This is a genomic window from Aminithiophilus ramosus (genome assembly GCF_018069705.1).
Lineage (GTDB): Bacteria > Synergistota > Synergistia > Synergistales > Aminithiophilaceae > Aminithiophilus > Aminithiophilus ramosus.
On record NZ_CP072943.1, the window covers coordinates 739,021 to 758,353 of the forward strand.

Below are 19,333 nucleotides of genomic sequence, written 5' to 3' on the forward strand. Positions count from 1 at the left end.
GTTCTGTCCCCAGGATATATAAAAAAGCCACCGCAGCGGTGGCTTTTAGTGCGGTCTGGTGGGCCCACCTGGATTTGAACCAGGAACCTTCCGGTTATGAGCCGGCGGCTCTAACCCTTGAGCTATGGGCCCGATGACATCATTATAGCGGTACGTCGGGGGGGGAGACAAGGAGGGCACGTTCTCAAACGAAAGAGCTAGTTCCCCTCAACGCGAATGCATCCGACGGGACAGCTGTCGGCCGCCTCCAAGGCACCGTCGGCCCCCTCCGGACGGATCACTCTGGCCTTGCCCGCCTCTTCGTCGAGCTCGAAAACCTCCGGACAGATCTGAGCGCAGACGCCACATCCGATACACTCGTCCTGGTCCAATTTAACGACCATAAGTCTCCCTCACCTCCTTCCGAGGAGGCATTGTATCTCAGCCGGGACCGAACGTCAACGAAGAATGGACACAAGTCAATCGATGACGACAATCCGTGCTCCTCCCTGAGGCTCGCGGCTGAGCTGAAAAAGGGCTTTGTAACTTTTGACGGCCTTCTGTGCCGGTTCGGCGGCAGCGATGAAGACTCCGGTACCGACAACGTCGGCACCGAACTCGCGAGCGACGAGGAGCATGCCGGCGACCGTGCTGCCGCCTCTCATGAAATCATCGATGACGAGGACTTTCGATCCCTTGCGCAACTGCCTCGTTCCCATGTACATGGTCCGCACGTCGCCCGAAAGGGTCGGGAAGTGAACGCCCACGGCGGCCCCATCGCTTGCTCTGTTGCGGAAACGGCAGACGGCGAGAGGAACGCCCAAGGCATGGGCGACATAAAGGGCCAGAGGAATGCCTTTAACCTCCGACGTCATGACAACATCGGCACCGACTTCGGCAAAATCCGAGGCCAGGGCAAATCCCAAAGGCAGAGCGAAGCTGGGGTCGAAGAGGATGTCGCTGTAATAGATCAGCCCTCCAGGCAGCAGGCGTTCTTCCTCGGAAATCCGCTGGGCCACGGACTCGAGCCACTTGCGACGAAGACCTGCCGTGAGCGCCGGGCGAAAGGCCGCTCCTCCGCTTCGTCCCCGATCGACGACGACACGGCCCAACTCCTCCTGAGCGAAGGCACCGTCGATGATGGCGATGTCGTCGCTTATCACCGTCTTCGAAACCTGAAAGGCACCGGCCATCTGCGTCAGCGAGACCTGCTTCGCCGGAAAAAGCAGGAGCCTCGAGGCCATCCTGACGAGCCTCTCCGTTCTCTGTCCCTTCATGAGGAGCCTCACTCCAGTACAAGAAGATGGGTCACCCAGGGCTCCGCAGAGACCGAAGCGACCAGTTTTAAAAGGGCTGTCGGTCCCTGGGCGAGGGCAAAGGCCCCGCTGCCGCTGCCGCTGATACCCCAGGCCAAGGCGCCGGCCTTTTCCGCCATGGCGAAAAAAAGGCCATATTCGGGATGGCGCTCCGCCAGAAGATCGGTGAAATCGTTCGGCAAAAGACCTACTGTCGCGCCTCGACGGAGGTCGTCGACGAGGGTCTCGGCCTCGATGCGGAAGAAGAGGGGATCGGAGACGGAACTCCCCCGCTCTTCCCTTCGCCGATCAAGGTCGGCAAAGGCCCGGGCCGTCGGCGAGGACCAGCGAGGCACGAGGAGGAGGGCGGAAAGGTTCAGGGCTTTAAGCCCCTCAAGGCGTTCTCCGACCCCGCAGGCAAAAGCCAAGGGGAGACCGCTGACGAGAAAGGGAACGTCGGCGCCAAGCTCCCGCGCCAGTTCCAGGGGAAGGGAACGTCCCAACAGTGCCGACGCCCACCGCAGGAAAGCGGCCCCATTCCCACTCCCCGCCCCGAAGCCCGTTCCGGGGGGAAGTTGCTTCCAAAGGGAGACTCGAAGAAAAGGCAGAGGCCAGCCGAGAGCCCGAAGACGCTCCGAAGCTCGCGTCACCAAGTTGATCCCCTTGAGCTCGATGGTTTGGACGGAGAGAAGATCCTTCACATTATTCTCACTATCCATAGTTATTGTCAACGCTTCAACGGAAGGAAGGCGCAGAAAAACGGAGGAGAGATCGTGGAGACCGTCGGCCCGCCTCGCGCCGATTCGAAGCGTCAGGTTCAGCTTCGCCGGAGAGTAAAGGACATGGTTCACCGTTGCTGCCTCCTTGTCAAGCGGACACAGGAAAGCCCCAGCGCCATCGGGCTGGGGCTGACGAAAAGACGGAAGAGGAGACTAAACCAGCTTCTCCCGCCCCGGAAGGATTTCCAGCTCCACCTCTCGGGTGAGCAGTTCGGCATAGCGGAAGGAGACGGTGCTCTGCTGCGACTCAATGTACATTGTAAAGAGGTGAGGATAGGTCTCGAGGATGACTCCCTGCCGCTCCTCCACCTTGCGACGTCCCCTGGAGGCTCGATACCTCACCCGGGAACCCTTGTGCAAGGCGATCCTTTCTCGGATGCCGCAAAGACTGTTACGGCTCATGGGCCTCACTCCTGAAAAACCATTTTGCACAATTTTACCACACAATTCCGAACTAAACAAGGGAAAGTCTTCAGGAGGTAGGGAGAAGTTCCGTTACTTTGCCTAAAGGATATCGTTATTTTTTCAGAAAAACCCGTTTATCGCCAACCCTACGCGTCACTCCCCGCGAATCCCAGAATTCCAAAAGGGGCAAGACGAATCGGCGCGTACTTCCCATCAGATCTCTCACCGCCGCCAGCGTAACGTCACCCTCGATGGTCCGGGCCCGGGCCTGCAGGCGCAGATCGACCTCATCGCTCAGGAGAAAGGACTCGGCGAGGATAAAAAGCCTCCCCTTTTGCCGGAGCGCAGCGAGAAGGGATTTGAAGTCCTTCTCGTCGAGGGCCAGACGCTCTCGGGCTTCGGCGATATCGGGGAACTGGATCTCCCTCTCCCGGCAGAAACGCAGCAGAGCCTCGCTCCGCTCGGCCAGAAGGTCGTTGCGGCCCGGCACGAAAGAGGGCAAGCGGAAGAGGCCATCGCCGGAAACGACGGTCCCACGATGAAGGAGCCGTTCCGCCAAGGCCTTGGCGGGCCGCAGGTCGCCTCCCGGAAGAAGGAGGCGGAAAAAACGATCCTGGGCCATGCCGTCCAGAAGAGGCTCCTCGTCATGAAAGGCTTTGAGGGCCGCACCGACTTTCGCCTCGAGAGCCTTGAGCCATTTTTCGGAGAGGACGTAATCCGATCCGGCCCGAAGAAGGTGAACCTCTTCGTTCCCCTCGATCTCTTCGATCAGCGGCGCCGCCGGAACCTGAAGAAGACGGAGAAGCTCGCGAAAGGGCAAAAAGCCCCCTCTGTCGACGAAAGGCTCGAGGAGGCTCTCGTTCCGCTCCAAGCGCAGGTTCAGCTCCGTCAACCAGATCAGGCGCTCCCGTCGGGCCCTCGCCCCCCGCGGTTTATGGCCGTAGACGTTGAGGACTCGGCCGCCGCCGACAGTTCTCAGGGGACTGTAGAACCGGACGACGAAGGGCTGACCGGAAAGAGCCAGGAGAGGGCTTTCCGTGACGATCTGGGCGACGGCCTCCTCTCCGGGGAGGATCTCTCCCCGGTCCAGAAGGGAAAGCCGGGCCAGGAGATCGCAGGTTCCCAGGTGAAGGCGCACCCTCTGCCAGTGCCGAAGGGGCTCGTTTGCAGAAGGGAGGAGACGGAAACGGACATCGAGACAGGACGTGACCTCGAAAGCACCCGAAAGGGAGAGGACGTCGCCCTTTTCGAAAGAATCGACGGAGACGCCCGAGACATTGACGGCCACGCGCTGCCCCGCCCCGGCAACGTCGACGGCCTTTCCGTGGACCTGAAGGCCTCTCACCTTGCCCCTGACGTCGGAGGGGAGAATGGCGACTTCGTCGCCCACGCCGATGGAGCCGCTATAGGCCGTTCCCGTGACGACGGTGCCGAAACCGGAGATGGGGAAAGCCCTGTCTATGGGGAGGAAGAAGAGGCCCTCGGACCGTCGTGGCCGAAGCTGGTCGACGAGACGTCCGATCTCCTCCTTCAATACGTCGATGCCCCGGCCATCGACGGAAGAAAGGGGGACGAGAGGCGCCGCCTCGAGGAACGTCCCCTTGAGGAGAGCCTCCACATCCATGCGTGCCAGCTCCAGCAGATCGTCATCGACGACGTCGATCTTGGTCAGGGCCACGATGCCTCGCCTCAGTCCCAGAAGGGAGAGGATTTCCAGATGTTCCCGCGTCTGGGGCATGACCCCCTCGTCGGCGGCGACGACGAAAAGGACGGCATCGATCCCCGCCGCCCCGGCCACCATCTGACGGATAAAACGTTCGTGGCCGGGAACATCGACGAGACTGACGACGCGACCGTCGGCGAGCTCCAGAGAGGCGAATCCCAATTCGATGGTGATGCCCCGTCGCTTCTCCTCCGAGAGACGGTCACAGTCGATCCCCGTCAGGGCCTTGACGAGGGAGGTCTTGCCGTGATCGATATGGCCCGCCGTGCCCAGGACGAGCGAAAGCTCGCGCAGGTCACCGCTCAAGGCCGTTCCCTCCCTTTCCCGCGACCTCCTTCAAAGCCCTGACGATAAGCGCTTCGTCACCTTCGAACAAGGTCCTCACGTGGACGACGGCTCGATCCTTTTCCGCGGAGACGATCACGGGGCAGGAGACCTGTCTCAACCGCCTCTGGACGGCGCCGCTGGAGAGAGTCGGCAACGAAAGGGCGACGCCCCAACCGGGAAGGGGGTGCTCCGGGAAAGATCCGCCTCCCGCCGCGTCTTCGACGGCGACGACGTCAAAAAGCCCCTGCGGCAAGGCCTCGGCCAGGAGCAGAGCCAGGGCTTCGGCGCGGCGCCGCAGGGTCTCTCCCGAAAGACGCAACATCCGGACCGCGGGAAGCTCTTCCTCTCGCCCCTGGAGGTAGAGGCGGAGAACGGCCTCAAGGGCGGCCAGGGTCATCTTGTCGACGCGGAGGGGCCGCAGGAGGGGGAAGTGACGAAGACGATCGATGATCTGGCTCCGCCCTGCGATGACGCCGATCTGGGGACCGCCGAGAAGCTTGTCGCCCGAGAAGGTAACGATATCGACACCGTCCATGAGGCAACGGCGAACGGTGGGCTCTCCCTCCAAGCCCCCGGCGGAGAGGTCGGCCAAGACGCCGCTGCCTAAATCCTCGTAGAGGATCAGTTCTTTCTCTCGGGCCAGGGCAGCCAGCTCCTCCCTGGAGGTCTCGGCGTGAAAACCGACGAGACGATAGTTGGAGGGATGAACCTTGAGAAGAAGAGCCGTCTCGGCCGTGAGCGCCCTTTCGTAATCGGACAGGCCTGTCCGATTCGTCGTCCCCACCTCGACCATTTTCGTCCCCGAAAAGGCCATGATATCCGGAATGCGGAACGAACCGCCTATTTCAACAAGCTCCCCGCGAGAGACAAGGCTCTCTTTCCCTGCGGCCAGTGCCGAAAGGACGAGGAGAACGGCGCCGGCGTTGTTGTTGACGACCAACGCCGCATCGGCGCCCGTGACCTGACAGAGAAGCCATTCAACATGGTCGCTGCGGTGGCCTCGCTCCCCCTCCTCAAGGCGGTATTCCAGGTTGCAGTAACGCTCTCCCGTCGCGACAACGGCCTCCAGGGCCTCCCGGGGGAGAACCGAGCGCCCCAGGTTGGTGTGGACGACGACGCCCGTGGCGTTGACGACGGGGCGAAGACTGGAATAGGCCTTCGCACGAAGACGACGGCAGGTCTCTTGCTCGATCCCTTCGACGTCGATCCCCTCTTCGTCGCCCATTCTCAGACGTCTGCGGACTTCGCCGATGACATCGGCGAAGACGGACTTGATAGCCTCTCGCCCGAGAAGGGCTTCCATCTCTCCGACCCAGGAACGGGACAGAAGTTCGTCCATGGAGGGAATCTGCCTCAGGAGGTTGCGGATTTCGTCACGCACAATCTCACCCTCTCGATCATTTTTCGATTCGTTCCGACGGTACCTCTCTACATCCGGGAAAGATTTCGACATGCCCAGCCGCTATAATTCTTTATGGAGGTGATAGACATGAACGCCATCTGCGCCAGAGACGCCCTTCTCGTCGTCGACATCCAGAACGACTTCTGCTCCGGAGGGTCGCTTGCCGTCGGCGAAGGGGAATCCATCATTCCCGTCGTCAACGGACTCATCGAGCGTTTTCAGGCCGTCGGCGCTCCCGTCGTCTACAGCCGCGACTGGCACCCCGTCGATCACGGCAGCTTCGCCGCCCAAGGCGGTCCCTGGCCGCCCCACTGCGTCGCGGGAACGCGGGGAGCCGCCTTCCACAACGCCCTTCGCGTCGATCTCCACCCTTGGATCATCGACAAGGCGACGGGGCACGACGAGGCACTGTCCAATTTCGACGGCACCGATCTGGCCGATAAGCTCCGAGCCCGAAATATCGGGCGCGTCTTCGTCGTCGGACTCGCCACGGATTATTGCGTTCGGGCCACGGCCCTCGATGCCCTCGCCCTGGGCTTCGAAACCGTTGTCGTCACCGACGCGGTCCGAGCCGTCGAGGTCAGAGGGGGAGACGGCAGAAGAGCTCTTGACGAGATCGCCGCCGCAGGAGGAAACCTCATCGACTCGGCGGCCCTTCCTCTTTCCTGAAAAGCCGCCTCACGAAAGGAGCCGATCCGTGGTGAAAAACATCGATGCCCGGGGGCAGGCCTGCCCCAAGCCAGTCATGATGGCCAAGGCCGCAATCGACGAAGGGGCCCGGGCCCTGACGATCTCCGTCGACAACTCCGTTTCTGCGGCCAACGTGACCCGTTTCCTGACCAAACAGGGATGGACGACGGAAGAGAGCGGCCAGGCGCCCGAAATCGTCCTCAAAAGCCGAAAAGGAGAAGGCGCCGAAGAGAGGATTCGGGAAGGGACCCTCGACGACCAATCCCTTCTCATCGCCAAAGCGACTCTGGGCGGCGACGACCAGGTCCTCGGAGAAGCGCTCATGAAGGCCTTCCTGGGTACGGTGGCCCAAAGGGAGCGGCCACCGAAGACGATCGCCCTCATGAACAAAGGCGTGCTGCTCTCCCTGAAAAGCCATTCGGCCCACGAAAGCCTCGAGGCCCTTCGGGACCGAGGAACGGCGGTCCTCGTCTGCGGCACCTGCGCCAACCATTTCGGCATCGCCGACGCCGTCGCCGTCGGTATCCTCTCCAACATGTTCGAAATCACCGAGGCCCTCATGGCGGCCTCGCGCCAGCTCTGTCTCGGCTGAAACAGACAAGGGAGTCAGTCGACGTCAACCAAAGGCCCTTCCTCCCGGCGATGAGGCAGGGAGCGGAGGACCATCGCAAACAGACGAAACCAGGCCTCCTCCGTCGGCAGAAAAGGGTCGATCAGAGCGGAGTCCTCTACGACCGGAAGGTACACGACGGAGAGCCCCCCGTCGAAGACATCCTGGCAGGCCACCTCGACGTCTTCGGAGAAAAGGATCACCCAGCCGGGAAGGACAAGGCCGATGATGCCCCAACGTCGCTCCGACGGATCGAGGAGCCGCTCTCGAAGGGAAGGGGACGCCTCTCCTCTCTCTCGCAGCGAGGCCAAAGCCCCCTCCACCTCCTCGCCGCAGAGAAGGGCCAGAGGGGAACTCTCGCCCAAAGAGGCGTAAAGGCGAAGCGGCCCCCGCAGCGGAGAACCGACGGCAGCATCCAGGAAGCGGAGGGCCGGAAGGAGATCGTCACCGACGGTCCGGGCGTAGCCCGGGCCGTCGGGAAGGGCCTCTCGAAAGGGTTCAGCGAGAGAGAGAAGGAGCCACTGAAAAAACGCCTCCGAATCTCCGTCAACGTCGAAAATTTTCCACTTCACCGCGACGCCTCCTACAGAAAACGTTCCCAGATCGCGTTGGCCACCCGCATTCCCTTCGCGGAGAGGGCCAGGCTCTCGTCGGTGACGGCGAAAAGGCCATCGGGCAACCCTTTGAGAGCGTCCAGGACCGTCTCCAGAGCTGCCTTTCCGTAACGTCGGGCGAAAAGGCGAAAGGGGATTCCCCAAGCCGTCCTCAGGGCGAGAAGGGCTGCCTCCCGGAAAGCTCTTTCGGGCAAAAGACATTCGCCCGCGGAAAGAGGCAGCCGCCCTTCGGCCACTTCGCCGAGATAGCCCCCCAGATCATCGACGTTGCCGTAGCGCCTCTCGCGACAGAAACCCCAGGCTCCGGGACCGATGGCAAGAAGGGGCGAGCGGATCCAGTAGGCCAGGTTGTGGCGGCTCCAACGGCGATTGCGGGCGAAGCTGGCGATTTCGTACTGGAAAAAGCCTCGCGAGGCCAAATACCATTGGGCCCAGCGGTAGAAGGGGTAGCCCGAGGTCCTCCCTCCCGGCGGCGAATCGGCCCAGGCCGATCCCTCCTCGAGGGTCAGGTCGTAAAGGGAGAGATGGTCCATCCCGAAGGCCAGAACCTCCCTCAGAGTCCGGTGCCACCCCTTCAGGGTCTGACCGGGCAGGTTGAACATGAGATCGGCGCTGAAGGCCAACCCCGAGGCAGCCAGGGCCGCCAGAGACTCTCGGGCCCCCCTCCCGTCGTGAAGGCGGCCCAGAAGACGCAGCTCGTCGTCGTCGAGGCTCTGGACCCCCAGACTGACGCGCGTCACCCGCCATTCTCCCCAAAGGCGAAGATGGAAGGCACGCAGCGACTCGGGATTGGCCTCGACAGTCACCTCCGCCGTCCGATCGAAGGAGAAGGCCCCCTCCAGCAGCGAGATGAGGAGCTCCCACTGCCTCCGATCAAGAAGCGTCGGCGTGCCGCCTCCGATGTAGAGAGAACGCAGAGGCGGCAAGAAGCCGGAACGATCCTTCCAGAGAACGATCTCGTTCCTGAGGCCTTCCAGGCAGGCATCGATCTCTCCCCTTCGGGGAACGACGCTGTAGAAGGCACAGTAGGGACACTTGCGGCGGCAAAAAGGAAGATGGACGTAGAGGGAAAGCGTCGATAGCCCGCTGAAAGAGAGGGCCTCGGACGCCGCGTCCTCACTCGCCATCGCTGCTGACATCCAGAAAGGCCAGGAAGGCCTCCTGAGGGACGGAGACGCGGCCGATCTGCTTCATCCGCTTCTTGCCCTCCTTCTGCTTCTCCAGGAGCTTGCGCTTGCGGGTGATGTCACCGCCGTAACACTTGGCCAGGACATCCTTGCGAAGCGGCTTGACGTTTTGGCGAACGATGACGCGTTTGCCGACGGCGGCCTGAATGGGAATCTCGAAGAGCTGTCTCGGGATAAGCTCCTTCAGTTTGCGGACGACGGTCTGACCCCGATGGTAGGAGGCATCGCGGTGGCAGATGAAGGAAAAGGCGTCGACGGGCTCCTCGTTGAGAAGGACGTCGACTTTGACGAGATCGGCGGCCTGAAAGCCTCGCTGTTCGTAATCGAGAGAGGCATAGCCTCTCGTGACCGACTTGAGGCGATCGTGGAAATCGATGATAAACTCCGCCAAAGGGAGATCGTAAACGAGGCGAACCCGCTCCGGCGTGATGTAATCCATGGAGACGAAGGCACCGCGACGATCCTGACAGAGCTGCATCGTCTTGCCCACGTAATCGGTGGGGACGAAGGTCGTGATGCGGATCAGAGGTTCGCGGATCTCCTCGACGCGGGAGATCTCGGGCAGATCGGCAGGGTTGTGAATCTCCTGGATTTCGCCGTCGGTTCTGAGGATGTGGTAGACGACGTTGGGCGCCGTCGCGACCAGCTCGACGTCGAACTCCCTCTGGAGACGCTCCTTGGCGATGTCCATGTGGAGAAGGCCCAGGAAGCCGCAGCGGAAGCCGAAACCCAGAGCCGTCGACGTCTCGGGCTCGAAGAAAAGGGAGGAATCGTTGAGCTGAAGTTTTTCGAGGGCCTCGCGGAGCTGGGGATAATCTTCGCGCTCGATGGGGTAGAAACCGCAGAAGACGACGGGCTTGATCTTCCTGTAGCCCGGCAGAGGCGACTGGGCCGGAGCGCGGCTGTCGGTGACGGTATCGCCCACATGGGCTTCGGTGAGGCTCTTGATGTTGGCGACGACGTAGCCGACCTCGCCCGCTCCCAGCTCCTCGACAGGCTCCATCTGAGGACGGAAGACGCCGATCTCCTCGATCTGGTAGTTCAGTCCCGTCGCCATGAAGGTCACGGCCTGCCCCGTCCTCACGACGCCGTTGAAGACGCGAACGTAACAGATGACGCCTTTATAATTGTCGTATACGGAATCGAAAATCAGGGCCTGTAGGGGGGACTCCCTCCTTCCCGAGGGCGCGGGCACCAGGGAGACGATGGCCTCAAGGATCTCGCCGATGCCCTTCCCCTCCTTGGCGCTGGCCAGGATGGCTTCGGAGGCGTCGATGCCGACGACCTCTTCGATTTCCCCCCTGACGACGTCGGGCTGAGCCGAGGGAAGATCGATCTTGTTGATGACGGGAATGATCGCCAGCCCCTGATCGACGGCAAGGTAGGCGTTGGCCACCGTCTGGGCCTCGACGCCCTGGGCGGCATCGACGACGAGCACGGCCCCATCGGAGGCGGCCAGAGATCTCGAGACTTCGTAAGAAAAGTCCACATGGCCCGGCGTATCGATCAGGTTCAGGACGTAATCGACACCCTCCCTGCTTCTGTAATTCATGCGAACGGGGACGAGCTTGATCGTGATGCCCCGCTCCCGCTCCAGTTCGAGATTATCCAGAAGCTGCTGGCGCATCTTCCGGTCCTCGACGGTATGTGTCACCTCGAGAAGGCGATCGGCGAGGGTGGACTTGCCGTGATCGACGTGGGCGATGATGCTGAAATTGCGGATCCGTCTGGTCTCCATGGAAAACTCCTTTGTCGTGTCGTAGGACAGTGAACCTATTTTAGCCGACAGCTCCGACGCTGTCAGTTCCCTTCTGGGGATTGCCCTTCAGGCAGACCGACGAAGAAGGAGGAGAAAGCGCCCTCAAGGAAGACGTCTCCGGCGATTCCAAGGGCTGTCGCCCGAAGGAGGAGGAAGGCCGGGAGAGGCGAGACCGATCCTCAAAATCGGACAGAGTCACGGCCCCGATCCGCCATAAGACTTGACATTTTCTATATGCAGACACACAATGTAAGTATCTTTTCCGATCAACGGGAGGCGCTTGAAGATGACTTGGGAGAAAGGCGACTTTCTTTATGAAGGCAAGGCCAAAAAAGTCTGGAAGACCGGCGATCCGAAGGTCTACATCATTGAATACAAAGATCACCTGACGGCTTTCAACGCCGAAAAGAAGGCCACGCTGGAGGGAAAGGGAAGGCTCAACAACGAGATCAGCGCCTACCTGCTCGCTCACTTGGCCGCTCGGGGCGTGCCCACGCACTTCGTCGAACGCATCGACGAACGGCACCAGGCCGTCAGGGCCGTGACGATCATCCCTCTCGAGGTCGTCGTCCGCAACGTGACGACGGGCTCCCTCTGCAAACGCCTCGGCGTCGAGGAGGGGATGGAGCTTCCACGCCCGCTTCTCGAACTCTACCTCAAAGACGACGCCCTTGGCGATCCTCTCGTCACAGACGACCACGCGCTCCTCTTCGGCTGGGCGACGGAAGAGGAGCTGGCGACCCTCAAGGCCATCACCCTCGAAGTCAACGATCTTCTCCGCGCTCTTTTCCGCGACCTCTCCATCGTGCTCGTCGATTTCAAACTCGAGTTCGGCCGCACCGCCGAGGGAGATCTCGTTCTCGCCGACGAGATTTCGCCCGACACCTGCCGCTTCTGGGACCTCGCCACAGGCGATCGTCTCGACAAGGACCGCTTCCGCAAGGACCTGGGCGATGTCCTCGGCGCTTACCGGGAGATCTGGCGCCGACTCTCCACGAGGGAGGCCTAACGATGCTTTTCGACGTGGCGATCACCATCTCTCTCAAAAAGGGAGTCCTCGACACTCAGGGCAAGGCCGTAGCCGCCTCTCTCCACGGGATGGGTTACGAGACCCTTAAGGAGATCCGCGTGGGACGCTTCGTCGAAGCCGTCGTGGAAGCTCCCGATTCCGTTCAGGCCCGCTCCCTGGCCGCAGGACTCTGCGACGACCTTCTCGTCAACGATCTCATCGAAGAGAGCCGTATCGAGGTCAAGAGCCGATGAAGGCCACTGTCGTCGCCTTTCCCGGCAGCAACTGCGACGACGACGTCGTCCACGCCATAAAAACCGTACTGGCCGTTCCGGTCGTCAAGGTCTGGCACCTCGACCCTCTCCCCGAAGCCGATCTCGTCATCCTTCCCGGAGGATTTTCCTACGGAGACTACCTGCGCAGCGGCGCCATGGCGGCCCGTTCGCCCATCATGGGGGAAGTCGCCCGCCATGTCGAAAGGGGCGGACTCCTGCTGGGCATCTGCAACGGCTTTCAGGTCCTCACCGAGGCCGGCCTCCTCCCCGGCGTTCTCCTGACCAACCGCCAACCGGGATTCATCTGCCGCCCCTGCACGGTCCGCGTCGAAAGAAACGATACGCCTTTCACGTGTCTTCTCACGAAAGGACAGGTCGTCAATTTCCCCATCGCCCACAACGAGGGACGCTACTATCTGCCGGAAGAGGATCTCCGCCGTGTCGAAGAAAACGGCCAGGTCCTTTTCCGCTACTGCAGCGCCGCGGGAGAGACGGGCGAGCCCTTCAACCCCAACGGAGCGGCCCATCACATCGCCGGACTCCTCTCGAAAAGGGGGAACGTTCTGGGGCTCATGCCCCATCCGGAGCGGACCTCCGAGGCCGTCCTGGGCGGCGACGATGGCGTTCTCTTCTGGAAATCCGTCGAGACCTGGATCGGGAGGCGCTAGAGATGGATTACCGCAAGGCCGGCCTCCGCAAGGAGGAGTACGAAAAAATCCGTTCCGCCCTGGGTCGAGAGCCCAGCGACTGCGAACTTCTCGTCATGGGCGTCATGTGGTCGGAACACTGCTGTTACAAGTCCTCCAAGCCCCTTCTGCGCCGTTTCCCCACGAAGGGCGAGGCCGTCGTCCAGGGACCGGGAGAGAACGCCGGCGTCGTCGACATCGGCGACGGATGGGGAGCGGCCTTCAAGGTCGAAAGCCACAACCACCCCTCGGCTGTCGCGCCCTACCAGGGGGCGGCCACGGGCGTGGGCGGCATCATCCGCGACATTCTCGCCATGGGGGCCCGCCCCGTTGCCGCCATGGACGGCCTCTGCTTCGGCGACGCCGACGATGCCAGGACAACGCGTCTGGCCCGGGGCATCGTCGCCGGCGTGGGCGGCTACGGCAACGCCGTGGGCGTGCCCACGGTGGGGGGGAAGACCCTCTTCGACAGGGTCTACAACGGCAACCCTCTCGTCAACGCCTTCTGCCTGGGAGTCGTCCGCCTCGACGGAATGGCCGTGGCCTCGACGGCCCGCCCGGGGCAGAAGGTCCTCCTCCTGGGGTCGGCAACGGGACGGGACGGCATCGCCGGAGCGGCCTTCGCCTCGACGGAGCTGGCCGATGACGGGAAAGCGAGCCGCCCCCAGATCCAGATCGGCGATCCCTTCGAGGAGAAACTGCTCATCGAGGCCTGTCTGGACCTTCACGAGGCGGGGCTCATCGTGAGCATGCAGGACATGGGGGCCGCCGGCATCACCTCTTCGTCGAGCGAAATCGCCGCCCGAAGCGGCGTCGCCATCGACCTCGATCTCGACGCCGTTCCGCTGCGGGAGGCCGATATGGAGGCCTGGGAAATCCTCCTCTCCGAGTCTCAGGAGCGGATGCTCCTCATCGTTCTTCCCGAAAAGGTCGACGAGGTCCTCTTCAGGGCCAGGCGGTGGGGGCTGAGCTGTGCCGTCATCGGCGACGTGACGGCAGGTGACCGCTGGAGCGCCCGAAAAGACGGAAGCGTCGTCGCCTCCCTCCCCGCCTCCCTCATCGGGGAGGGAGCTCCCGAGATCCTCTGGCCCTCCGAAGAGCCCGCCGACCTGGAGGCCCGCTGGGCTTTCGGCCCCGAGGAGATGGATCTGCCCTCCGACTGGGCCGCCGAGACGAAACGACTCATGGCTTCGCCCAACCTGGCCGACAAGAGATGGATCTACGAAAGCTACGACTCCATGGTCCGCCTGGGCACCGTGGCCGGTCCCGGCGGCCCCGTGAGCCTCCTCCGCATCAAGGAGAACGGGAACCTTCTCGCCCTGGCGATGGAGACCGACCCCTGGAAAACGGGCCTCGATCCCTACAGGGGGGGAGCCGAGACGGTGGCCCGCGCCCTCCGAGCCCTTGCCGTCGTCGGCGCCCGCCCCCTCGGTCTGACGGATTGTCTCAATTACGCCTCGCCGGAAAAGCCGGAGCAGTTCTGGGAACTGGAGCAGTCCGTCCAGGGAATGGCCGATGCCTGTCGCGCCCTGAACTGCCCCGTCGTCTCGGGAAACGTGAGCCTCTACAACGAGACCTCGCAGAGCCGGATTCTCCCGACGCCTCTCGTGACGGCCGTCGGCCTCGTCGAGGGGACGCCCCTACGCTGGGGGCAATGGAAGAGGGGGGACCGCCTCTTCCTCGTCGGAACGATCGCCTCCTCCCTTGCCGGGAGCCAGTATCAGCTTCTCCGCCACGGCGCCTCTCGGGGGCGGCCTCTGCCTCTCTCTTTCGAGGCCGAAGCGTCCTTCGTATCCAAGGCCAGGGAGACGGCCCGTTCGGGACTGGCCCGTTCGGGACGGGCGCTCGCGGGAGGCGGCCTGGCTCTGGCCCTCGTCCGAGAAGCCGCCGCATCGGGAGAAGGGGCCATCGTCACCTTGTCCGTCCCCACACGCCCCGATGTTCTCCTTTACGGAGAGGGAGGACCGAGAGCTCTTTACAGCGTGACGGCCGAAAAAGTCGAGGCCTTCGTCGATCTCTGGAGAGGCTTCCCCCTGCTGGAGATCGGCCTCGTCGGCGGCTCCGCCCTGCATGTTCGGGGGCTTTTCAGCCTCTCCTCCGCCGAAATCGGCCGCCGGGAGGGCCGTTAGCCATGTGCGGCGTTTTCGGCGCCTACTCCCCCCGCCCGGAGCCCCTTCTGGAGGATGTCTACCTGGGACTCTACGCACTGCAGCACCGAGGCCAGGAATCGGCCGGCGTCGCCTGGATCAACGGGGACGGAATGGCCAAGACCGTCAAGGGCATGGGACTCGTCCACGACGCCCTGAACCAGCACGAACTGTCCCAGCAGGAGACGCGCGTGGCCATCGGCCACGTCCGCTACTCCACGGCCGGAGGCTCCCTGGCCGCCAACGCCCAGCCCCTGGTGGCCACCTATGCCCGGGGGCCCGTCGGGATCGCCCACAACGGCAACCTGACCAACGGCAAGGCCATCGCTCAGTATCTCGAAAGCCGGGGCGCCATTTTCCAGTCGACGACGGACACGGAGGTCATCATCCACCTCATGGCGCACCAGGCTCATAAGCCGCCCCTCGAGGCCCTCATCGGCGCCCTCCGCCGCCTCGTGGGCGCCTACAGCCTGGCCGTCCTTCTCGAGGACCGTCTCGTCGCCGCCCGCGACCCCTGGGGGTTCCGCCCCCTCGTGTTGGGGAAGCGGGGAGACGTGACCTACATCGCCTCCGAAAGCTGCGCTCTCGACATCGTCGGCGCCGAGCTGATCCGCGACGTCGAGCCCGGAGAGATCGTCGTCGTCGACGAGAAGGGAATCCGCTCTCTTCGCATCCCCGTCGAGCCCAAACGGCACTTCGGCTGCGCCTTCGAATACGTCTATTTCGCCCGCCCCGACAGCATCATCGACGGCCGCTCCGTCTACGCCGTCCGCAAGGAGCTGGGAAGGCTTCTTGCCAAGGGATCTCCCTGTCCGGGGGCGAATCTGGTGACGGGCATGCCCGACAGCGGGACTCTGGCCGCCATGGGCTACGCCGAGGAGTCGTCCATCGCCTACGAGAAGGCCATCGTCCGCAACCGCTACGTGGGGCGGACCTTCATTCAGCCCACGCAGCGCGTCCGCGATTTGGGCGTGCGGATCAAACTCAATCCCGTCCCCCACCTCATGGAGGGCAAGGATGTCGTCGTCGTCGACGACTCCATCGTCAGGGGAACGACGGCTCAGCGCATCGTCACTCTCATGAGAGGCTGCGGCGCCCGCAACGTCCATCTTCGCATAGCCTCCCCCCCCGTCCGTTTTCCCTGCTACTACGGCATCGACACGCCCGTCAGCGAGGAGCTGGCGGCGGCCCGCATGGATATCGAGGGGCTGGAGCGTCAGGTCGGCGCCTGTTCGCTGGCCTATCTCAGAGAGGAAGACCTTTTCGAGGCCATAGGGCGGGGACGGAATGATGTCTGCACGGCCTGTTTCTCGGGGCATTACCTCGAGGGGAAGGAGATCGACCATGACCTGGACTTATGAACAGTCAGGCGTCAGCATCGACGGCGGCAACGCCTGGGTCGAGGCCATAAAGGGTCTCGTCGGCTCCGAGCGGGGAGGCTCCGTCGTCTCCGGCATCGGCGGCTTCACCGGCCTCTACCGTCTCCCCGGGGGAGGTCTACTGGCCGCCTGCTGCGACGGCGTCGGCACCAAGCTCGAGATCGCCCGAGCCGCGGGCAAGCTCCGAGGCCTCGGCCAGGACCTGGTGGCCATGAACGTCAACGACCTCGTCACCTGCGGCGCCCGGCCTCTTTTCTTTCTCGATTATCTGGCCTGCGGCAGACTAGAGGCCCCCCGACTCAGCCCCGTCCTGGCCGGCATCGTCGAGGCCTGTCGGTCCGTCGGAGCCGTCCTTCTCGGCGGGGAGACGGCCGAGATGCCCGGCGTCTACCCGCCCGAAGGCTTCGACCTGGCCGGCTTCGCCGTCGGTCTCGTCGAGGAGAAAGATCTCATCGACGGCTCCTGCGTCGCCGAGGGGGACCTTCTCCTGGGGTTGGCCAGCTCGGGGCTTCACAGCAACGGCTTCAGCCTCGTCCGCAAGGCCCTCCTCGAAGGGGGAAACCGCCGGCTCGACGAGATCGTCGACGGCCGGGGACTGGACGATCTGCTCCTGGAGCCGACACGGCTTTATGTCCGCCAGGCCCTGGCCGCAGCGGCGACGGGCAAGGTCAAGGCCATGGCCCACATCACCGGCGGCGGACTCGAAGAGAACGTCTCCCGAGTCCTCGGCGGCCTGCGCCCCGCCGTCGACTGGGGCGGCTGGAGCCGCCCGTCCGTCTACAGCCTTCTCGCTCCCTCCGTCGACGAGACCGAGATGCGCCGCGTCTTCAACGTCGGCGTCGGTTTCGTTTTCGTCGTCGCCCCCCGAGACCGCCAGGCCGTCGAAGAGGCCCTGACCGCCGAGGGCGAAAAGCCCTTCCTCGTCGGCGAGATCCGCCGATGACCCCCATCGCCATCCTTCTCTCCGGCCGAGGCACCAACATGGTCGCCCTGGCCGATCGTGTCGCCTCCGGCGATATCGATGCCGACATCGCCTTCGTCGCCTCCGACAGGGCCGACGCTCCCGGCCTGGATCGGGCAAAGGAGCGAGGACTCCGGACGGTCCTCCTTCCCTACGGCGAAAGGGGAAAGGAGGGGGCCGAAGCTTTCTTGACCCGTCTCGTCGAGGACGAGGGCGTCGACTGGATCGTTCTGGCCGGCTTCATGCGCCTTCTCTCCTCTAGCTTTGTAAGCCGTCAATGCGGTAAAATCGTCAACATCCACCCCTCCCTTCTCCCCTCTTTCCCCGGCGTCGACGCCATCGGCCAGGCCTGGAACTATGGCGTCGCCGTCACGGGAGTCACCGTCCATCTCGTCGACGAAAAAATGGACCATGGCCCCATTCTGGCCCAGGAGGCGTTGTCCCTCAAAGGCGGAGAGAGTCTCCATGACCTTGAGGAACGCATTCATCACGTGGAACATCGCCTCTACGGCGATACGCTGAAGCGGCTTCTATCGAGCCGCCTGATCTTCGAAGGGAGGCGCGTTACCTTTGACTAGACGAGCCCTTATCTCCGTTTTCGACAAGCGCCAGGCCGACACGCTCGCCAAGGAACTCTCCCAGCTCGGCTACGAGATCGTCTCCAGCTCGGGCACGGCCCGTTTTCTCGAGGCCGCTCACGTGGCCGTTCAGGAAGTTTCGGACCTGACCGGTTTCCCCCATCTCCTGGGAGGTCGCGTCAAAACCCTTCATCCCTCCGTCATGGGAGGCATTCTGGCCCGACGCGAAAACGTTCAGGACATGGAAGACGTCCGCATCTACGAGATTCCCCTCATCGATCTCGTCGTCTGCAACCTCTATCCCTTCGAGGAGAAGGCCCGTCAGGGCGCCGACCTGGACGAGCTCATCGAAAACATCGACATCGGCGGCGTCACCCTCATCCGGGCGGCGGCGAAGAACTACCGTCAGGTGGCTATCGTCGTCGATCCCGACGACTACGAGCCGGTTCTGGAGGACCTCCGGGCCACAGGAGACGTCGTTCCCGAGCGGAGACAGGCCCTGGCTCTGAAGGCCTTCGCCTATACATCCCGCTACGACGGTCTCGTCGAAAAGGGACTTTCCTCCGTCCTGGGGCAGGAGATGGAGATGACCTCCGCCCTTCCCCTGACCCTGACGCGGGCTCAGGAGCTGCGCTACGGCGAAAACCCCCATCAGAGGGCCGCCCTCTACCTCCCCCCCCTGACCGACGTCCCCTGGGAACAGCTTTCGGGCAAACCCCTCTCCTACAACAACATACTCGATCTCGACGGCACGCTGCGGGCCATGGCCCTCTTCAACGGAGACTGCGCCTGCGTCATCAACAAGCACACCACACCCTGCGGCCTCGCGGTGGGAAAGACCCTTCTCGAGGCCTACGAGAGGGCCCTCGCCTGCGATCCCCTCTCCGCCTTCGGCGGCATCGTGGGCCTGACCCGCTCCGTCGACGAAGCCACCGCCCAGAGTCTCGTCAGGACCTTCACCGAAGTTCTGGCCGCCCCCGACTTCGATGACGACGCCCTGGCCTTTCTCCGCCAGACGAAACCGAGCCTGCGCCTCCTCCGCTGGCAGGGCGGCAGGGTTATGCCCCTCCAGATCACCTCGACATGGAGCGGATTCCTCGCCCAGGAGGATCAGACCGCCCCTCTTCCCCGTCTTGACAAGGGAGAGTGGATCGGGACCCCCAGGCCCGACCTGTGGGACGACCTGATTCTCGCCTGGAAGGCGGCCTACCTGAGCAAGAGCAACGCCATCGTCGTCGCCGCCGACGGGGCGACGTGCGGCATCGGGAGGGGCTTCACCAGCCGCGTCGACGCCGTCAACTGGGCTCTGGCTCAGGCCGGAGAGAAGAGCCGGGGTGCCGTCATGGCCTCCGACGCCTTCTTCCCCTTCCCCGACAGCATCAAGGCGGCGGGCCAGGCAAAAATCGCCGCCATCATCGAGCCCGGGGGATCGGTCAAAGACGAGGAGGTCTTCGACGCCGCCCGCGACGCCGGAATCAGCCTCTTCCTCAGCAGCTGGCGGACCTTCCGCCATTAGGAGGGCTTGTCC

Annotated in this window: 19 protein-coding genes and 1 tRNA gene; 10 read left to right on the forward strand and 10 right to left on the reverse strand. The window is 63.4% G+C overall.

From position 1 onward, the window contains the following. Positions 1-56: 56 nt before the first annotated feature. The 7 genes from KAR29_RS03285 to selA all read right to left on the reverse strand — a co-directional run bounded on the left by KAR29_RS03285 (position 57) and on the right by selA (position 5,889). Positions 57-132, reverse strand: a tRNA-Ile gene (locus tag KAR29_RS03285). Between the two features lie 65 nt (positions 133-197). After that, positions 198-383 (reverse strand): ferredoxin, encoded by a 186-nt coding sequence (locus KAR29_RS03290; protein WP_274374213.1) that lies wholly within the window; start codon positions 381-383, stop codon positions 198-200. Positions 384-458: 75 nt separating this feature from the next. Continuing rightward, positions 459-1,256 (reverse strand): phosphoribosyltransferase family protein, encoded by a 798-nt coding sequence (locus tag KAR29_RS03295; RefSeq protein ID WP_274374214.1) that lies wholly within the window; start codon positions 1,254-1,256, stop codon positions 459-461. Between the two features lie 8 nt (positions 1,257-1,264). After that, positions 1,265-2,125 carry a 4-(cytidine 5'-diphospho)-2-C-methyl-D-erythritol kinase gene (locus KAR29_RS03300; protein WP_274374215.1) on the reverse strand — a complete coding sequence of 287 codons (861 nt, stop codon included), beginning with the start codon at positions 2,123-2,125 and terminating at the stop codon, positions 1,265-1,267. An 81-nt stretch (positions 2,126-2,206) separates the two neighbouring features. Next, positions 2,207-2,455 (reverse strand): Veg family protein, encoded by a 249-nt coding sequence (locus KAR29_RS03305; protein WP_274374216.1) that lies wholly within the window; start codon positions 2,453-2,455, stop codon positions 2,207-2,209. 115 nt (positions 2,456-2,570) lie between these two features. Beyond that, the gene (gene selB / locus KAR29_RS03310; RefSeq protein ID WP_274374217.1) at positions 2,571-4,487 is read right to left on the reverse strand and encodes a selenocysteine-specific translation elongation factor; all 1,917 of its coding nucleotides are present in this window, start codon (positions 4,485-4,487) and stop codon (positions 2,571-2,573) included. Then, on the reverse strand, positions 4,477-5,889 hold the full coding sequence (selA, locus tag KAR29_RS03315) for an L-seryl-tRNA(Sec) selenium transferase (protein WP_274374218.1): 1,413 nt from the start codon (positions 5,887-5,889) through the stop codon (positions 4,477-4,479). The genes selB and selA overlap by 11 nt, the downstream gene beginning before the upstream one ends. Before the next feature lie 108 nt (positions 5,890-5,997). Between selA and KAR29_RS03320 the strand changes: the two genes are divergently transcribed. Further along, positions 5,998-6,579 (forward strand): isochorismatase family protein, encoded by a 582-nt coding sequence (locus tag KAR29_RS03320; RefSeq protein WP_274374219.1) that lies wholly within the window; start codon positions 5,998-6,000, stop codon positions 6,577-6,579. Positions 6,580-6,610: 31 nt separating this feature from the next. After that, entirely contained in the window at positions 6,611-7,192 is a 582-nt protein-coding gene (gene yedF / locus KAR29_RS03325; RefSeq protein ID WP_274374220.1) for a sulfurtransferase-like selenium metabolism protein YedF, read from the forward strand. A gap of 14 nt (positions 7,193-7,206) precedes the next feature. On the opposite strand, the gene KAR29_RS03330 is transcribed toward yedF, so the two are convergent. The 3 genes from KAR29_RS03330 to lepA are packed head-to-tail and all read right to left on the reverse strand — an operon-like array spanning position 7,207 to position 10,749. Further along, positions 7,207-7,782, reverse strand: coding sequence for a hypothetical protein (locus tag KAR29_RS03330; protein ID WP_274374221.1), 576 nt, complete (start codon positions 7,780-7,782; stop codon positions 7,207-7,209). An 11-nt stretch (positions 7,783-7,793) separates the two neighbouring features. Then, a complete protein-coding gene (gene hemW, locus KAR29_RS03335; RefSeq protein WP_274374222.1) occupies positions 7,794-8,951 on the reverse strand; it encodes a radical SAM family heme chaperone HemW in 1,158 nt (385 codons plus the stop codon). After that, positions 8,941-10,749, reverse strand: a complete 1,809-nt coding sequence (gene lepA / locus KAR29_RS03340; protein ID WP_274374223.1) for a translation elongation factor 4 — start codon at positions 10,747-10,749, stop codon at positions 8,941-8,943. Before lepA ends, hemW begins: the two co-directional genes overlap by 11 nt. Positions 10,750-11,056: 307 nt before the next feature. Between lepA and purC the strand changes: the two genes are divergently transcribed. Genes purC through purH form a run of 8 tightly spaced genes read left to right on the forward strand, consistent with a single transcriptional unit; the run spans position 11,057 to position 19,321 of the window. Then, positions 11,057-11,779, forward strand: a complete 723-nt coding sequence (purC, locus tag KAR29_RS03345; protein ID WP_274374224.1) for a phosphoribosylaminoimidazolesuccinocarboxamide synthase — start codon at positions 11,057-11,059, stop codon at positions 11,777-11,779. Between the two features lie 2 nt (positions 11,780-11,781). After that, complete coding sequence (purS, locus tag KAR29_RS03350; RefSeq protein WP_274374225.1) at positions 11,782-12,033, forward strand: phosphoribosylformylglycinamidine synthase subunit PurS; 252 nt, start codon at positions 11,782-11,784, stop codon at positions 12,031-12,033. Continuing rightward, complete coding sequence (gene purQ, locus KAR29_RS03355) at positions 12,030-12,722, forward strand: phosphoribosylformylglycinamidine synthase subunit PurQ (RefSeq protein WP_274374226.1); 693 nt, start codon at positions 12,030-12,032, stop codon at positions 12,720-12,722. The genes purS and purQ overlap by 4 nt, the downstream gene beginning before the upstream one ends. Positions 12,723-12,724: 2 nt before the next feature. Beyond that, positions 12,725-14,869, forward strand: coding sequence for a phosphoribosylformylglycinamidine synthase subunit PurL (gene purL / locus KAR29_RS03360; RefSeq protein ID WP_274374227.1), 2,145 nt, complete (start codon positions 12,725-12,727; stop codon positions 14,867-14,869). Positions 14,870-14,871: 2 nt separating this feature from the next. Beyond that, positions 14,872-16,248: an amidophosphoribosyltransferase gene (gene purF, locus KAR29_RS03365; protein ID WP_274374228.1), complete on the forward strand. Its 1,377-nt coding sequence runs from the start codon at positions 14,872-14,874 to the stop codon at positions 16,246-16,248. Then, positions 16,232-17,209, forward strand: a complete 978-nt coding sequence (gene purM / locus KAR29_RS03370; RefSeq protein ID WP_274374229.1) for a phosphoribosylformylglycinamidine cyclo-ligase — start codon at positions 16,232-16,234, stop codon at positions 17,207-17,209. Before purF ends, purM begins: the two co-directional genes overlap by 17 nt. Continuing rightward, complete coding sequence (purN, locus tag KAR29_RS03375) at positions 17,206-17,805, forward strand: phosphoribosylglycinamide formyltransferase (protein ID WP_274374230.1); 600 nt, start codon at positions 17,206-17,208, stop codon at positions 17,803-17,805. The genes purM and purN overlap by 4 nt, the downstream gene beginning before the upstream one ends. Continuing rightward, on the forward strand, positions 17,798-19,321 hold the full coding sequence (gene purH / locus KAR29_RS03380; RefSeq protein ID WP_274374231.1) for a bifunctional phosphoribosylaminoimidazolecarboxamide formyltransferase/IMP cyclohydrolase: 1,524 nt from the start codon (positions 17,798-17,800) through the stop codon (positions 19,319-19,321). The genes purN and purH overlap by 8 nt, the downstream gene beginning before the upstream one ends. Positions 19,322-19,333: the final 12 nt, after the last annotated feature.

What these genes read in the sequence shown, in the direction of transcription:
- KAR29_RS03295 (WP_274374214.1), bottom strand. Translation starts at nt 1,256, where the DNA reads ATGAAGGGACAGAGAACGGAGAGGCTCGTCAGGATGGCCTCGAGGCTC.
- purL (WP_274374227.1), top strand. Translation starts at nt 12,725, where the DNA reads ATGGATTACCGCAAGGCCGGCCTCCGCAAGGAGGAGTACGAAAAAATC.
- purM (WP_274374229.1), top strand. Translation starts at nt 16,232, where the DNA reads ATGACCTGGACTTATGAACAGTCAGGCGTCAGCATCGACGGCGGCAAC.
- purQ (WP_274374226.1), top strand. Translation starts at nt 12,030, where the DNA reads ATGAAGGCCACTGTCGTCGCCTTTCCCGGCAGCAACTGCGACGACGAC.
- lepA (WP_274374223.1), bottom strand. Translation starts at nt 10,749, where the DNA reads ATGGAGACCAGACGGATCCGCAATTTCAGCATCATCGCCCACGTCGAT.
- purC (WP_274374224.1), top strand. Translation starts at nt 11,057, where the DNA reads ATGACTTGGGAGAAAGGCGACTTTCTTTATGAAGGCAAGGCCAAAAAA.
- purF (WP_274374228.1), top strand. Translation starts at nt 14,872, where the DNA reads ATGTGCGGCGTTTTCGGCGCCTACTCCCCCCGCCCGGAGCCCCTTCTG.
- hemW (WP_274374222.1), bottom strand. Translation starts at nt 8,951, where the DNA reads ATGGCGAGTGAGGACGCGGCGTCCGAGGCCCTCTCTTTCAGCGGGCTA.
- purN (WP_274374230.1), top strand. Translation starts at nt 17,206, where the DNA reads ATGACCCCCATCGCCATCCTTCTCTCCGGCCGAGGCACCAACATGGTC.
- purS (WP_274374225.1), top strand. Translation starts at nt 11,782, where the DNA reads ATGCTTTTCGACGTGGCGATCACCATCTCTCTCAAAAAGGGAGTCCTC.
- KAR29_RS03290 (WP_274374213.1), bottom strand. Translation starts at nt 383, where the DNA reads ATGGTCGTTAAATTGGACCAGGACGAGTGTATCGGATGTGGCGTCTGC.
- KAR29_RS03320 (WP_274374219.1), top strand. Translation starts at nt 5,998, where the DNA reads ATGAACGCCATCTGCGCCAGAGACGCCCTTCTCGTCGTCGACATCCAG.
- KAR29_RS03305 (WP_274374216.1), bottom strand. Translation starts at nt 2,455, where the DNA reads ATGAGCCGTAACAGTCTTTGCGGCATCCGAGAAAGGATCGCCTTGCAC.